This window comes from Parafrigoribacterium humi, assembly GCF_040227205.1.
In the GTDB taxonomy this organism is placed as follows: Bacteria; Actinomycetota; Actinomycetes; order Actinomycetales; family Microbacteriaceae; genus Parafrigoribacterium_A; species Parafrigoribacterium_A humi.
Genome location: NZ_JBELOA010000001.1, coordinates 354,251 through 370,100, shown reverse-complemented (window position 1 = coordinate 370,100; position 15,850 = coordinate 354,251). Strand labels below are relative to the sequence as shown.

The 15,850-nt window shown below is 64.2% G+C and carries 11 protein-coding genes; 1 reads left to right on the top strand and 10 read right to left on the bottom strand.

The genetic code is table 11. The features are described 5' to 3' along the window. Positions 1–3: 3 nt before the first annotated feature. From ABUA28_RS01735 to ABUA28_RS01690, 10 genes are all read right to left on the bottom strand, one after another. Positions 4–288: a hypothetical protein gene (locus ABUA28_RS01735; protein ID WP_349902175.1), complete on the bottom strand. Its 285-nt coding sequence runs from the start codon at positions 286–288 to the stop codon at positions 4–6. Then, positions 275–1,345: a glycosyl hydrolase family 2 protein gene (locus ABUA28_RS01730; RefSeq protein ID WP_349902173.1), complete on the bottom strand. Its 1,071-nt coding sequence runs from the start codon at positions 1,343–1,345 to the stop codon at positions 275–277. The genes ABUA28_RS01735 and ABUA28_RS01730 overlap by 14 nt, the downstream gene beginning before the upstream one ends. After that, positions 1,336–1,605: a hypothetical protein gene (locus tag ABUA28_RS01725; RefSeq protein ID WP_349902171.1), complete on the bottom strand. Its 270-nt coding sequence runs from the start codon at positions 1,603–1,605 to the stop codon at positions 1,336–1,338. Before ABUA28_RS01725 ends, ABUA28_RS01730 begins: the two co-directional genes overlap by 10 nt. Beyond that, positions 1,602–2,540 carry an alpha/beta hydrolase gene (locus tag ABUA28_RS01720; RefSeq protein ID WP_349902170.1) on the bottom strand — a complete coding sequence of 313 codons (939 nt, stop codon included), beginning with the start codon at positions 2,538–2,540 and terminating at the stop codon, positions 1,602–1,604. Before ABUA28_RS01720 ends, ABUA28_RS01725 begins: the two co-directional genes overlap by 4 nt. Next, positions 2,537–5,104, bottom strand: a complete 2,568-nt coding sequence (locus tag ABUA28_RS01715) for an alpha-L-rhamnosidase-related protein (protein ID WP_349902168.1) — start codon at positions 5,102–5,104, stop codon at positions 2,537–2,539. The genes ABUA28_RS01720 and ABUA28_RS01715 overlap by 4 nt, the downstream gene beginning before the upstream one ends. A 68-nt stretch (positions 5,105–5,172) precedes the next feature. After that, on the bottom strand, positions 5,173–7,890 hold the full coding sequence (locus ABUA28_RS01710) for a hypothetical protein (protein WP_349902166.1): 2,718 nt from the start codon (positions 7,888–7,890) through the stop codon (positions 5,173–5,175). Between the two features lie 98 nt (positions 7,891–7,988). Beyond that, positions 7,989–9,410 (bottom strand): ABC transporter substrate-binding protein, encoded by a 1,422-nt coding sequence (locus ABUA28_RS01705; RefSeq protein ID WP_349902164.1) that lies wholly within the window; start codon positions 9,408–9,410, stop codon positions 7,989–7,991. Positions 9,411–9,548: 138 nt separating this feature from the next. Further along, entirely contained in the window at positions 9,549–10,334 is a 786-nt protein-coding gene (locus ABUA28_RS01700; protein ID WP_349902162.1) for a carbohydrate ABC transporter permease, read from the bottom strand. 44 nt (positions 10,335–10,378) lie between these two features. Beyond that, a complete protein-coding gene (locus ABUA28_RS01695) occupies positions 10,379–11,353 on the bottom strand; it encodes a carbohydrate ABC transporter permease (RefSeq protein ID WP_349902160.1) in 975 nt (324 codons plus the stop codon). A 108-nt stretch (positions 11,354–11,461) separates the two neighbouring features. Further along, complete coding sequence (locus ABUA28_RS01690) at positions 11,462–14,635, bottom strand: family 78 glycoside hydrolase catalytic domain (protein ID WP_349902158.1); 3,174 nt, start codon at positions 14,633–14,635, stop codon at positions 11,462–11,464. Positions 14,636–14,848: 213 nt separating this feature from the next. Between ABUA28_RS01690 and ABUA28_RS01685 the strand changes: the two genes are divergently transcribed. Then, positions 14,849–15,838, top strand: coding sequence for a LacI family DNA-binding transcriptional regulator (locus ABUA28_RS01685; protein ID WP_349902156.1), 990 nt, complete (start codon positions 14,849–14,851; stop codon positions 15,836–15,838). Positions 15,839–15,850: the final 12 nt, after the last annotated feature.

Sequence of the window (15,850 nt, the reverse complement as noted above, 5' to 3'; positions counted from 1 at the left end):
GTGCTAGTTCAACAGCAGCCTCACCGGGCCGATCAGCCCCTGAGGTATGGATGAGTTCCGATCGAAAAGATCTGAGACGCAGCTTTCGGTCACGGCGTTGCGCAACGCGGTCCGGATCTCGATCTCGATCTCGATCCCATCCGCGAGGGAGTCGCCAAGATCGATGACGCTGCCGTCGACATAGGCGGTGCCGAATGCGCGATCGCCGATGCGCACGACCGCGGATCCGGCGAGCCTGCCAAGATCGATGACGGCAGGGCGATCCGCGAGCCGTTCATCCTGCAGCACAACCCTGGCGGTGTAACGTCCGATGCCGGAGACACCCTTGAGTGCATCGATCTCGCGCCAGTCTCCGGGGCCGACGCCCTCGAGGTGGATCGTGCGTGGGCCATCCGGCTCCTCGCTGAGCACCCGCAGGCACCACCCTTCGAGAGCCAGCTCGGTGGTGGGATTCTTGCACACAGCAACGAACGGCTCTGGCACGGCGAGCAGGTCGAATTCGAACACCCGCACTCCGAGCGCGGGGATCGACGCCGAGGCCATGGCTCGCTGACCACTCCTGCAGCGGCAGCAGATGTCGTGAGATGTAGAGGTCTGTGAGCAGCCGGTAGTAGTCGCGGCGCACCCGCGCGCCGACACCGGTATCGAGCTCGAAGTCGGGCGTCGGCTCCTCGTTCGGCACCCAGAAGCGGCACATCCCGTGCGCGAAGAGCAGGGGCAGGTAGGGCGTCACGTCGTAGCCGTGACGCTCGATGAAGCGTTCGAGCATGTCGGGTGTCCAGAACACCGAGTCTGCGTTGAGCCCCAGCGAATCCTCGAAGAGTTCGGTGCCGACCTTGCGGAGCAGCTCGAGGTTCTCCGCACCGATCTGATGCTCGTCGAGGTATTCGGTGGCGGCCTGCGCGGCACGGCCGTCCAGAAAACTCGTCACGCCCTGCTCGCAGTCACGCATCCAGACGGCGAAGAGCGTCCAGTCGCACTCGTGTGCTTCCCAGAAAATCTCGGACGCGACGTGTTGCGGTGTCAGATCGACAAGCGACTCCGCCTCCAGAACGGTCGAGGCGACAGATGGTGTGATGACCCCGCGAGGCGGTGCATAGGGATCGTCGAGCGGAACGATCATAGGCGGCTCGTTCTGCTGCACGACGCGAGCGGCGGTGACTCGCACCAGGGTCGACGGGCGCGCGCCATCGAGATCGTCGAAGGCGGCGGGAAGGCGCACCTGCCCAGAGCTGCCGCTGCGGAGCAGCACCGACCCGTACTGCAGTTCCCGGGTGCTGAAACTTGTGCCCGTCGTCGTGTTCGGTGTCTTCAGCGGCCAGGACGCGCCCAGCGTCATCGCCACCCGCACGCCGAGACGTTCCGCCTCGTGCAGGACCGCTCCCAGTGCCTCGCGCTGCTCCTCGTCGCCCCAGAGACCCGGCTGAAGGCGATCTCCACCTCGCGGAAACCCGCTTCGGCGATGGCGCGGAGTTGGCGACTCATCTCCTCGGTCGAAACCCGACCCTGCCACCACCAGCGCACGCCGGGGCGATCGTCGGCCTCCGGGTGCGCGAATCGCTCGGGATCGAGCGGCTCAGTGCGGATGCGCGGGGCTCGGGTCATCGGGTCGCGTCTGACTCGAAGCCGTCCATCCAGTGGGCAATGCGCGCGATGCTCCGTTGCGCCTCGACCGTGTGCGGGCGGTCGAGATGGCCGTGGCGACTTCCCGGCTCATAGCCGACGGCGATCGCCACACCGGCCTCCAGCGCCTGTCTCGCGAACTCCTCCCCGGAGTAGCGGTGCTCGTCGCGCTCGGAATTGAGGATGAACATCGGCGGCATGCCGGTGAGCTCGGCATGGCCCGCGTAGGCGTAGGGATCGGTGGGGTCCTGGCCTGAGCCCAGATAGTTGGCGGCGATGGCGGTCACCATGCTCTGTGGGAACCGGTCGGTCGACGACAGCGTCTCTGCTGCTGCGCGAGCGGCGGCAGATCCCTCGGGGAACACCGGGTGAACCTGTGGGTACACCAGCACGAGCGACGCAGGCAGCTGGCCCTGACCGTCGCGCAGCCGCACGCCGACACCGGCCGCGAGGTTGGCACCGGCGCTGGCGCCGCCGAGATGCATGGTTGCCGCGCCGATGCCGAGGGTGTCGACGGCCCAGTTCCACGCCTCGAGGAGGTCGAGGGATGGCACGGGAAAATGAACGCCGAAGAGTGCCTTGGTGTATTCGACCGACAGCATGGCAAAGCCGCGAGCGGCCAGCGCGAGGGACACCCAGTTGGCCTCCGGCATGTCGAGGTTGCCGCCGATGAAGCTTCCGCCGTGGGCCCAGACGAGGCACCCGTGTGGGGTCCCTTCCGGCAGGTAGAGGCGGGCGGGGATATCGCCATGGCTGACCGGCACGCGGAGGTCGCGCACGGATGCCCTGCCGAGCTCCGGATAACGCGCCACCAGCGACGCTGTGTCGACATCCGTTCTCGGATCTGGCGCGGTCGTGCCGCTCTCGAAGCTGCGGATGACATCGGCGAAGGGGGTTGTGCCGTCGGCGTTGCTCATCGTGTTCTCTTGTCTGTTCGAGGTCGGTCGCCGAGGTCGGCGCTCGCGAACGTGTAGCGGCCGGCCGCGGAGAGCACGATGTCATCCCGTTCGGACATCGGCTGGGCCGGTCGATCGGCGTCGATCACGGTCATGCCCTCGAACTCGGACGGGAGAACGAGTGTCGCGACGCAGTCTGCCGGGATCTCGACCGAGAGTCGCGGAACACTCGGATCGAAGTCGACCGAGACCGTCCCTGTGGGGGTGACCGTCGTGCCCTGCACGAAGGGAAGGCCCGCCGAAACGGGCTTGATGGAGATCTCGCCGCGCCTGCCGTCGGTGAACGTCACTCCGAGCAGGCTCTCGTGAAGCCAGAGCAGGGGCACGCAACCCCAGCCGTGCGATCCGGTCGCATCGACCGGCTGGGCCGGGTTGGGCTCTCCGGGGGCGAGCGCGAGATCGGCTCGGGAGATCCAGTACTCGGGCAGCGGACCGCCGTCTGGTCCCTGCAACGCCAGAGGAACGGGATTGCGCGGATGCCCGGGCAGGTACGGCGCACACCGCTCGAGCAGGTGCGCGAGGGCGCGGTCGTGGTGGCCGTGCGCGCTCAGTGCGCTCAGGACGCGGTAGGCGGTCGTGGGATTGTTCCATCTCGCGATATCGCTCGGTGGTGAGGCATCCGGTGCGGGAAATACGTAGTCGATGAGGTCCTCGGCCTCTCGGCCGTCGAGCGACCCATCGAGCAGCGGAGCGACCTGGCCTGCCTGTCCGTATCCGTGATGCTCGCCCGTTGCCGGGTCGTAGACATCGGCGACGATGGCACCCACGGACTCGTTATGGCGAACAACGTGGAATCGACGGAATGCCTCGCCCATGCGCTCGGCGGTGGCCGCCCAGAGCTCCGCGTTCTGCGCATCCCGGAGCGCCTCGGCCATGATCGAACTCCACCGCAGTCTCTCGATGATCCACGGGGTGATGAGGCCGCTCGATGCTCCCTCGGTCGGTTGGATGGAATTGCGGATATCACCCAGCACAGAACTCGTTCGCCAGATACCGTCGTCCCCGACATCCTCGAGAAGTCGTGTCCACAATCGCTGAGTCGTCGGCCAGTGGCGTGCCAGGAATTCGAGGTCTCCGTGCCAGACGAAGTCGTCGTAGAGCATCGCGATCCACTGAACAGACCAGTCCCACGGGGCCGGATATGCGGGGAAGTTGCTGGGGAAGAATGGGTGGAGCTGGCCGTCGGCTCCCTGGCCCTCCGCGAGCGTCCTGATTGCGAGCCGCCTCAGTCGCGTGTCGCCATACCAACTGGCCGCGATCTGGGCGCGCGGTCGGGCATCCTCGATCCACTGTCCGTCCTCCCGGCCGGGAGTGTCAACGAACGCGTCGGACATCGTGACTTCCGCGTGAATTTCGCACAGCGTGACAATCTGGTCGAGCAGTTTGTGTCCGGACCGAAAGGAACCGAGTGGCTCGATCGGGTATTGAGACTTCACGATTCCCAGATCGTGGATGACGACGGTCCCGTCAGCGGGAAAGGTGATGTGCACGCTCATCCAGCGCGCGGTTCGCTCGTCGGGCAACTCGTAACGTCTGCGTTCTCTCGCGGCGAGCACGCGATCGGCATAGCCTTTCGCGACGACGCCATCGACGTCGATCCACCCGTCGTCGCCGACCAGGGCGCGGCCATCGAAGGGGGAGAGCGCGATCTCCCCGTACCCGATGTCGATGTCCGCGTCGATGTCTGCCGATGCTTCGACGAGGGGATAGCCGTGTATGGGGCGACCGAAGTCAACGGTGATGTAGCGAGTTTCACCCGCGCGCCCGGTGACCGTGACCGGCCGGCCGCCGAGGAGCGCGTCGGCGTCGCGTGCCATGCCGCTGTCCGGGCTGAGCCGGGATGCGGCGAGCATCGACGGCGAGTGCTCGCCCGGATCGGTTGTTCGGGCCGCGTGACCCGCGGCAAGGATCGAGATCGGATGCTGGTCGCTCTCCCGTTGTGCGGGTGTTTCGACCACCGCGGGCTCACGGGGCCAAGGCCCATCGGTGACGACGGCGACACGTGCCCATCCGCTGTCGTCGTCGGCCGCACCAATGACATCGTGGCGAAGGTCCCGCGCTGTTCTCGCGTTCCAGAGAACCGGAAAGCGGATGCGCGGGGCCTGGTCTGCAAGACCCAGGAACTGGGCTTCGTCGCTCCCGAATTCCTCCGCCGCCTTCCACCGCCAGCTCTCGTCACTGTTCAGCCAGGAACTTTCGAGATACAGCCCGGCATGGGCGTTCTGCGTTCTCTGGAAGGTCGTGATCGGGCCCCAATTGTGGTGCAGCACCGTGACGATGTTGGGGCCAACAGTCAGGTGCGCCGCAGCGTCGACCTGCTCGGTACGCAGGCGCGGCTCATGGAATCTGGTGACCTTGCGGCGAAGCGGATGCCCGCCCAGCCACAGCTGGGCCGTGCTGTCCGCGCCGAATCGCAGCGAACCGTCCGCGGGAACCTCATCGAGTGTGACGACCGTTCGGAACCAGGTGAAGGTGTTGACGGGCGACGGCCCGCCCTCGCTTCTCCAAATCCATTGTGCTGTCACGTACTGCGCCCTCCGGTTCGCATCAGGATACCGAGGGGCGGGAACAGGAACGCGCCCGCCCCACTCGCTCATTCGATCGTGACCTTGTCGAGGAACGCCGTGTTGTCTCCCGCGGTGGTTCCCCTGAACTCGAGTGTGTGAGATCCGTTCGTCGTTGTGAAGCTCGGCGAGGTGAAGCTCTGGAATGCACCGCTGGACGGCGGGGCGAACGCGGAGGCGTTGATCCTGGTGCCATCGACATAGAAGTCGAGCGCCTGGGCGCCGCCGTTGTTCGTGCGCTGGGCGACCGAGAATGTCACGGTGTGCGCCCCCGCCGAGAGGTTCAGCGCCTGCTTCACCGAATCCGTTCCCTGGATGAACGCGGTCTGCTGCCCGTCGGCTGCCGACTGCGCACCGCTGAAAGCGCTGTGGTTGCGCTGCACTCCGGTGGACCCGAGGTACTGCCACACGCTGGCCGGTTCGTAGCTGTAGAAGTTGGCCGAGGGGTCCTCGAAGCCGCCGTCACGCAGGCGGTTCACGAAGAGGTCACCGGTCCCGGAGACCACGATGCTGTCGATGTTCGTCTGACCAGTCGTGTCGATCGGATCGACCCGCAGCCAATTGACTTCGCCTGTCCACAGCGGATTCGACGCCACATCGATCGTGTACGTGGTGTATCCGCTGTTCGGCTGCACGGCGAAGGGCACGGCCTTCGACTCGCTTGGGCCGGGGGAGGACGTGGTCGTGAAGTACAGTCTTCCGGCCGTGCTGCTGGTGGCGTTGCTCATCCGCACGGTCACCGTCGATGCGGTTGCGGCATTGAGGTGCAGTTGGTTCGATGCCGACTCGACCCTGGGATCGTTTCCGTTCGAGGTCAGGTTGAGCGCGTTCGGATCCGTTCCCACAGCGGTACTTGATGTCGCGCCATAGACATTCCAGCCCGCTTCGTGACCGCTGTTGAATCCCCAGTTGTACGCCTGGCCCTGGCGGGAGGTGTACGAAACGCTCGGCGTCCAGCTCGCCCTGTCGTACGAGGATTCGCCGTTCTCGTTCGTCTCGAAGCGGATGGTGTCTCCGGCGTTCACGGACAGGTTGTCGAGCACGTAGCTGACGCCCGTGTACTCGTCCCCTGCCGCGACCGTCTGCGTGCCGCTCGCGGGCCAGACCTGTTGTCCGTTCTTGGTGATTCTGGCAAGGATTCCGTTGCCTCCGCCGACGTTGTCGGACTTGAGGATGCGCCCGCGCAGGCTCACGGTCCCCGTGCTCGGTGCGGTCCAGGCCCTGGCGACCCAATTCGTGGCCGAGGCTCCAGGGTGCTGGTCGAACTGGGTGATCTCCGGCACGGATTGCCCGGGTGGCGTCCACTTCTTGTAGGTGGAGTTGTAGATCAGGTTCGTGTAGCTCGACCCGTCGAACGACTGGTACGACCATCCGTTCTGGCCCTGCACTCCACTGAAGTCCGCCGCGGAGAAGTACACGTCTCCGGATCCGTTGGACAGCGTGCGGTTGTTCGTCGTCGAGAAGCCCGCGAATCCATTGCCCTGGTCGTAGAGGAACTTCCTGTTGACGTTGATGTTGTCCTTGATCGTTCCCGTGATCGGTGACGAAGCGCCGACCATGTTGAGCACCAGGACCGGGCCGAACCCCTGTGCCACCCCGTTGTTGATCATCACGTTGGATGACGACTCGTTGTTTGTCGAATAGTCGCCTGGACGGCCTCCGAGGCGCAGGAACGACATCGCCGAACCGGCGGTGTTTGCGAAGAGCGAGTTGCGGGCCCTGACGTTGTTGTTGAAGATCTCGAAGTCGAGCGCGTTCTCATCGTTCGAACCCGTGTGCATGACATTGGTGAACATCGAGTTCACGATCGACACGTCTTCCAGATGACCCAGAATCACGGTCGTCGTGCCGCCGACGTTCCAGCACGGAGCCTCATTGTTGAGCGCCGAGTTCATGACGACCGCGTGCGTGACAGTGAACAGGCGGAGTGCCTCGTCGCACTGCCAGTTGTCGTCATGGCTGGTCAGGTGGTCGATCACGACGTTCCGCACCATTACGGCGCCTGCCCCACCGCTGCCGCCGACGTTGGAGGTGACCTGCTCGCCCGGCCCGAGCATGTCGATGCCGATGGTGTTGAGATTGTGATCGCCGCTGACGTAGTTCATCCGCACGTCCCGGATGAAGTAGTCCGAGGCGGAGAAGGTCGTGTGCTTGCCGGTGATCTGGATGCCGGAGGAGTTGCGTATGTTGTCGGCTGTCGCGCTCGCGAGCGCGCTGCCGGTGTTGTTGTCCTTGTAGTAGATGACGCCGTTGATGTCGTGGACATAGACATCGTCGAAGCTCAGCCCGTTGTGGCCGGTGGTGTCGTAGTAGGCGAGGATGCCCGAGGCCGCGTCCGACACCTCGAGGTGGCTGAAGCTCCAGTAGTCGCCGTTGACAAGCTTGATGCCCCGGTCATCCACCGAGCCGTTTCGGCTGATCTTCGGGTTGGCGCCGCTGCCGTACGCGCTGACAGATATTCCATTCGATGCGGTGCCGGAGCCAGAGAGGTTCATCTGCTGGTTCCAGGTGGCGCCCTTCGCGAGAAGAATTTTGTCGCCGGGGCCGAATGCGCCGTGCGAATTGATCGGGGTGAACGTGCACCACGGCTGCGCGAGCGACGCAGGGCCAGTATCACTGCAATTGGAACCGGCCTGGTTGTTCACATAGAAGGTGGTGTTCGTTGCCCAGGCGGGCGTGCTGATCCCGGTGAGCGTCAGCGCGGCAAGCGTGGCCGCGGTGAGTGCGCCTATCATCCTTTTCTTCATGGCAATCCTCTTCGTCGGTGAAGCCGGTGTTGCTGGAAAGGGCGGGCCTTCCGGTGCTGAAGGCCCGCCCCGTTGTGCAGGACGCTATCCTGCGCGTCTTACTTCGTTGCCCAGTCTTCTGTCCACTTGCCCTGGACCGCCTGTTCCTTCGCCCACGCGATTCCGTTGGCGTTCATCTGTGCCAGCGTGTCCTTGAGAGACGTGCTGCCGAGGAGGTAGCCCTCGTACTTGTTCTTTGCGGCGATCGCGGCGGGTACCTGGAAGAGCCCGCTCTGGCCGAGGGGAGGAACGGTGGCCCAGGCACCCGTGTTCATGGCTTCGAGCCCGGGAGGGGCCGTCAGGCCGGTGACAGCGGGAATGCCGCCGGTCTTGTCGAGCCACGACTGAACCTTGGGGCTCGACACGTACTGCAGGAAGGTGATGGCCGCGTCGCGCTGAGCTCCCTTGATGTACGCCGGGATCATGTAGGCGGTTCCGCCGGCGGTCACACCGAACTGCGCAGGCTTGCCGGATGCCAGGCTCGAGTCGCTCTTCGAGAGGGTCGGGAAGGGCACTGTGCCGTATTTGAAGCCCGCGTCGGCGAGTCCGGTGGTGGCGAAGTTTGTTCCCCAGGCCATGGCGGCCTTACCGCCGGGGAAGTCCGTTCCGCCGGTGAAGGCACCCTGCGACTTGATCCCCGACCAGTTCGGGGTTGCGCAGCTGTCGTAGAACTTCTTGAGCATCTTCAGCAGCTCCGCCGAGCCCGGGTCGGTCGTGACGTCGAGCTCGCCGGTCAGGTAGGCATGGGCGATACTCTTCTTCGTGACAACGGCGGCCTTGCCCGCGCTGCCGTCTGCGGCGAACTGGTTGATCTCCTCCGCCTCGGGGTTCAGCAGCATCGAGTTCAGCGCCACAACGGCCCAGCCGGCGGGTAGGTTGCCGCTATCCGTAGCGAGCGGCGCGAAGCCTGCATCCTTGATCGCCGTGCACGCGGTGGTGAAGCCATCGAATGTCTTGAGGTCCGAGACATCCACATGCGCCTTCGTGAGAATGCTCTTGTTGTAGTAGATGCCGACAGCAACCAGGTTGAACGGAATCGCCTCATAGTTGCCAGCCGCGTTCATCAGCTTGTCTGAGTCTTTGAAGTACTGCGGGATGAAGTCCTCCATCCACGACTTTCCGGAGGACGAGAACGGGTTTGGCTTCTTCAGATAGCTGTTGAGGGAGACGACCTGATCGGGCGTGTGAGTGGTCTGGTTGAAGATCAGCTCAGGTGCCGTGCCCGCCGTCAACTGGGCGGCAGAGGTCTGCGACCATGACGCAAGCGGCAGCACGTTGGTCTTCAACGTGATCGTGGGATTGTCCTTCTCGAAGGCCGCGACCAACTTGTCCCACGCGGGTCCGAAGGTGGTCGTGTCACTCGTGAACTGGTTGGGGCCCGAGAGCGTGATGGTGACGTGATCCGCTTTGCTCGGTGTTGACGACGAACAGCCGGCAAGTGCGGCCGCGACGCCCAGCACGGCGACAGTCGCGATTGCCACCAGGCCAGTTCGCTTCTGCCGCAACGTCTTCGTTGTTATTAGCATGCTTCCTCTTTTCTTGGTGTGATACGGGAACTGCGGTATATCGTTTCATTCGCGATCCGTAAAGGACCGTCCGTTACTCGACTTCGAGTGCGGCTAGTGGGCGCCGGGGAGACCTCCCTGCACTCCGGCGAGAAAGTACTTCGACAGGAAGGTGAAGAGTATGACCAGGGGCAGGCTGGCGAGCAGGTATCCCGCCATGAGGGGCCCATAATCGGTCACGTTCTGGCCCTGGAAGAACTGCAGGCCTACTGACACGGTTCGCAGGCTGTTGTCCGAAAGGACGAGCAGCGGCCAGAAGTAGTCGTTCCACACCTCGCTGACAATGAGCAGCGCAATCGTGCCGAGAACGGGTAGCGAGAGCGGAAGCATGAGCGAGCGATACATGCGCGCGCCGCTGGCACCATCGATACGTGCCGCGTCGAACAGCGACTGCGGGATGCCCTCCACAAAGTTGCGAATCAGGATTGTTCCGAGAACGAGCCCGCCCGCGGTGTAGGGAATGACGAGCACCACGTAGGTATTGAGCAGCCCGAGATCCTTCATCACGATGAACAGCGGGATGAGCTTCGCGAGGCTCGGCACCATCATCAGGATGAGTACCGCTCCGTAGATGAAGCTCTTGCCCAGGAATCGGTACCGTGCGAGCACAAAGCCGGATACCGAGGCGATGGCCAGGATGAGCACGAGGGACAGCACCGCGACGATGACCGTGTTGATGAGATACGGTGCGATCTGCATCCAGGCGACCCCGTAGTTCTCGAAGTGCAGCGGGAAGGAGATCTGCCAGAAGCTGTCTGCGAACTGCTGGTTGGTCTTGAGCGAGGTGACCAGCATGAAGAGGTAGGGGGCGAGTGACACGGCCGCCAAAACGATCAGCACGACTTTCAAACTGAGCTGTCGCGACTCCCGGGTTCTGGTTGCGCTCACATTGCACCTCCGTCCGCGGTGCCGCTGTCACCTTTTCGCACGAGCACGACTACTGCGCCGAAGGCGAGCGTGATGAAGAACAGTGCTGTCGACAGGGCTGCAGAATAACCCCAGTCACCGCCCTGGAAGGCGACGTTGATCATCCTGAGGATGGGCACCATGGTCGCGTCGTTTGGACCGCCTGCCGTCAGAACCTCGGCAACGAGGCCGTATTGCAGGGTGCCGACGATGACGAGGAACACCAGCAGGCGAACCTGGCTGGCCATGAGCGGCAGGTCGATCTGCAAAAACCTTGTGACCCTGCCGACGCCGTCGAGCTGGGCCGCCTCCAGCACCTCCGACGGGATGTTCTGCAGGCTCGAGTAGAAGATCAGGAACGGCAGGCCCGCAATGAAGGGGAAGCCGACGAAGAGCAGGGAGAGCAGCGCCGTGCTCTCCTGTCCGGTCCAGTTCTGGGCGAGCGCCTGAAGCCCCAGGGCTTTGAGCGTCTGGTTGATGACTCCGTCGTTGGGGCTGTAGAAGAAGCCCCAGACGAGCGCGGTGACGACCGCGGGAAACGCCATCGGGATGATGAGCAGCGTGCGGAGGACGAACTGCCAGCGTGCGCTCTTGAGAGAGATGAGGAGTTCAGCGGCGAGCAGCGGGATCGCCCACGACACGACCGAGAACACGAAGATGTAGCCGAGGTTTCTGAACGACGTCCACCAGATCTGGTCGTTCATCATCGTGACGTAGTTGCCGAATCCGATGGGAGTCGATTCGGAGGCCGGGTTCCAGTGGAAGAAAGACCAGAAGATGGCGGACAGTGCAGGGTAGTACGAGAACCAGCCGACGATGAGCGCCAGCGGAAGCAGGGCCAGGTAGATCCACCAGCGGAAGACGCGCCTGCGTGACGCGCTGCTGTGCGGCTCCGGCTCGGGGGACGGCGATGCGATGACGGGCACGGTCTCCACGGACAACACCACGGTCATCACCTCATCCTCGAGTTGGAACTCAAATAAAACGTTTCACTATCTTGTTCCGTCTGCGGGCGGTACGTCAAGTGATTTTGGTGAATAAATCGATTCATTTTTCTTGTCCTACCAAGTCCGCGTCACTGTGCTGAACCCGACCTCGCTGAGATGGAACCGGGCGCGACTGTCGTTTTCGGTCGGGTAGACGGCCAGGGCGTTGTTCGCGAGCGCGTCGCCATATTCCAGCCCCACCTCGATCGCGGTTATCGTGACCCCGTCATCGAGACCCCCGGTGTCGACAGCAACACGATTCCATCCTGCAGGCCACCCGGTCGACGCGTTCTTCCGTGTCTCTCCGTTACTCAGATGCAGGATGAGGAGAGGCTCAGCGGTCTGTTGCGGCACCTCCACGCACTGGTCGATGAGGGCGTAGACGAAGGTGATTCCGTCGGCCGCGAGTGGAGCGGGCGGAGTGAGGATCACCGTGGGAGCATCGTTCTGAGACCCGTGCGCCGTGCCGACGACCTTGAGCACGGCATGGTCGGGCTGTTCGTGGGGGGCCGGCATGCATCGGAGCCGCGGGAGCATCTCGAGAGCGGGATCCGCTCGACCGGGCGCGAGCTTCGACTCGGTAAGGAGAGTGCGTGAGCCGACCACGTCCGCGGCGACCGGAGCGGAGGGGAGGGTCACGCGCTCGAGCGGAGGCTCGGGGGCGTGAAGGGTGTCGATCTCGAACTCGACCAGGTGCGTGCCCGGCGAGAGCACGGCATCCGCTCGTCCCTCGATCACCAGCGTGGCCTCGCTGCCCGGGGGAACGTCCACCTCGATGCGCACCCCCGACTCGCTGCGCGCGTATCGGATCATGACCTCGCCGCGGACCGTTTCTGCGCGGAGTTCGAGTCGGTTCACGCCACGGACGAATTGTGGTGCGACCCGGAATCTCGAGTATCCCGGTGCCGTCGGCGTGAGGCCGGCGAGACCCTCCCAGGTCCAGGCGGCGAATGGCCCGCCCAGGCCGACGTGGTTGAGGGACCCGGTTCCCGTGTTGGTCGGATCGATCCACCAGCACTCCCAGAACGTGCCGGGGCCTGAGCTGATCATGGCCCCGACGCCGGGCTCGTCTGGCTGCAGGAGGATGTCGTAGACGACCTGGGAGCGGCCGAGCGCCGTGAGCGCCCTGACCACGCTGCGCGTCGTGGCAAAGCCGCTCGACACGCGGTTTCCCCGTGCCCTGATCAGGGCGACGAGACGTTCTCCGGCTGCACGGGCGTCCGCCCCGGTGAGGATCCCGGCTTCGATGGCGGTGGCGTACGACCCCTGCGATCCGTTGCCGAAGGTTCCCGTGGTCGGGTCGAAGAATGCGCGACGTGCGGCTGCGCGCAACTCGTGGGCGGCCGCTCGGCGGCGCAGCGCGGCATCCGATTCGCCTATCGACTCTTCGAGAGCGGCGAGCGCCAGCAGGCAGTCGATCACCGCCGCGGTGTGATGAATCGGCGGTGGAGTCTGCTCGAGTGCCAGCCAGTCGTGGCCGTAGCTGATGGGCGAACGCGAGATGACGCCGTCATCATCGGCGCACGACAGCTGGAAGTCTGCCCACCTGCGCAGCGTCGGGATTGCCCGCCGCACGAGTCGGAGGTCGCCGTAGTGCATCAGGTGGCCCAGGAGCATCCGGTGCAGCGCCGATCCCCAGACCGGGTCGGACGGCATCCGATTTGCGTGCACGTCGGGCGTGACGGCGGGCAGCTGCCCGTCCGTGCCCTGGCTCGTTTCGAAATCCGCGATCCATTTGTTGATGAAGGTCTCACTGTCGAACGCCGCGAGTTCATATTCTGCGACGGATGCGGTGTCGCCCGTCCAGGCCGCCTGCTCTCGCGTGGGGCAGTCTTCCGGCACGCCGTGGACGTTGTTCAGCAGGGTGCGCCTGGCGGTGGCAAGAAGTCGATCGATCGTGGGGCTGTCTGTCACGACCGTTCCCGACGAGGCAAGGTCGGTGTGCATCGAGTATGCGGTCACCTCCACCACGGCGTCGTCGGGGAGCCCGCGGATCTCCACGTAGCGAAAACCGAAATAAGCGAACCAGGGCTCGAGGAGCTCGCCCTGGAGGCCTCTGGAGACGTATTCGACCAGCTGCCGATCTCGACCGTGGTCATAGGGCATCGTGAGGTTCGTCGTGTCGATGTGGCCATCCGTTCCGACGTGCTCACCGTGCAACACCTGGATGACCGTGCCCCGGTCGATCTCCGACTGCACAACGAGCTTCGATCGACCGGCGATATTCACTCCGACGTCGAAGACGCGGGAGCCGGCAGAACGATGGATCTCGGTGGGAGCGAAACGTTCGACGGCGTGCAGCGGAGGAGTCGGATCTGCCGAAATGTTGAGCGGGGGAGTCGCGGGAGAGCTCGGTGATGCCGCCGGGTGCAGCACGACGGGGGCTGCGGGCAGCTCGGAGGCAGCCAGGGCAGCGTCGGGATCGTGGCGTTCGAGGTAGAACGGCTCGTCGACGGAGATCTCGCAATTCTGCACTTCTGAGCGCGGGCCGGGAGCAACACGAGTTATCGATCCGTTCTCATGCCACAGCAGGAGCTCGGCGAGAAGCCTCGGAGATTCTGCCGTGCGATCCCACTCCCCGACGCCGGCGGCGAATGCGATCGTGTTGTCACCATCCTGGAGGAATTCGGTGACGTCGTATGTCCTGTAGAGAGCGCGGACGAAGTCTGTTCTCGTCGGGTCCATCCTGTCTGGATTGACGTCGCGGTCATTGACCCAGGCGCGCAGGACGCCCTGGCCGGTGAGATAGAGCCGCGCCCTGATGACGGGGTTGGTCGTGCGGAACGGAGTCACGATTCGAGCGAGGTGGTCGACCGCGAGCCACTGCGCGTGCCAGTCCGAATAGTCGAACGGCCCGGTCTCCACGGTCGAATGCGCCCAGGGCGACCATCGCCCGTCGCCGTCGGTCACGCGCACTCCCCAGCCGTAGCTCGAATGAGGTGAGAGTTCGTGCCCGACCGTGATTTCAGTAACGGTCGAATTGATCGTTCCGGAGCCCCACAGCGGTTGGCCGAACGAGTCGCTGAGCTCGACCTCGAACCCGGAGACGCCGCGAGCTGCACACCCCGGAGTGATCTTCCAACCGAGCACCGGAGTTGTCGTTGCTGCGCTCACGACGTGCAGCTCGCCGGGAACCCGTGCCGTAGATCGGCCGTCCACGACGAGCCCGAACGGGGCGTCGAGGTGGTCACCAGCGAAGGTCGCCGTGGCCGCCTGACCACGCGCGTCATTGGCGTCCGGTGAAATCATCTCTGGCACTGTCCTCGTCACTCGACCTCATTGTCAGCACGTCGCTGTCTGCGGTGAAACGTATCACAGGTTTAGACAACTTTATTCACCAAGTTTGCAGTCATTCCAGTGAGAAAGCCGGAGTAATCGATATGATCGCAGGAAGACACCGGCGCGTCGTGCCGAAGAGGTCGCGCGAGTCACAGGAGCGTTCAATTGGTCAGCATTAGGGATGTGGCGCTTCGAGCCGATGTGTCGATCGGAACGGTGTCGAAATACCTGAACACCCCCCTGCGCGTGGCACCAGAGACCAAGAAGCGCATCGTCAAGGCGATCAAGGATCTGGGGTACGTTCGCAACGAGGCCGCTCGCCAGCTTCGTGCGGGCGAGAGCCGCACACTCGCCTTCGTGGCACTCGAACTCAACAACCCGTTCTTCGGAGACGTGGCAGACGCCATCGAGCGGCGCGCTGCCAAGAACGGGCTCTTTCTTTTCATCGTGAGCAGCAATGGCAACCCCGAGCGCGAGGGCCAGTACATCGAGATGTTCGCGGAGCAGCGCGTCTATGGCGTGATCCTTGCCTCTGGAATCACCAGGAAGCGAGAACTCGATCTCCTGTCCAAGAGACGAATACCGACTGTTCTCGTCGATGCCTATGGCGATACATCCCAGTTCTCGTCGACATCCGTGGATGATTTCCTCGGAGCAGAGAGGGCCGTCAGCCACCTGATCGAACAGGGCTGTCGCTCGATCGTGTTCGTCGGAGGCGAGATTCAGATTCACCAGATCGCCGAACGACTGCGCGGAGCTCGCGCGGCCGTTGACGCGCATCCTGGGGTGCGGCTCGAGGTGATTCCGACAGTGGAGAGGTCCGTGCGTGCTGGCCGCGCCGCGGGAGAGCAGTTGCTCGGCCGGGCGAAGAAGGATTGGCCCGACGGGGTCTTCGCGGCGAACGACTCGCTTGCCATCGGAATCATGCAGGCGATCTCGGCGACCTCCGGCCTCCGCATCCCGGAGGACATCGCGATCGTGGGCTACGACGACATCGACTTTGCGTCGTCCGCTGCTGTTCCGCTCTCGACAGTGCGCAGGCCCCGCGAGGTCTTCGGCAGAAGCGCTGTCGACCTGGTGCGGGACCAGGCGGAGTCCAAGGAAGATCTGCCCGTGCGCAGCATCGTCATCCAACCGGAGCTCATCGTGCGTCAGAGCTCGCTGCGTAAGTAGCCTCGCTCCAGT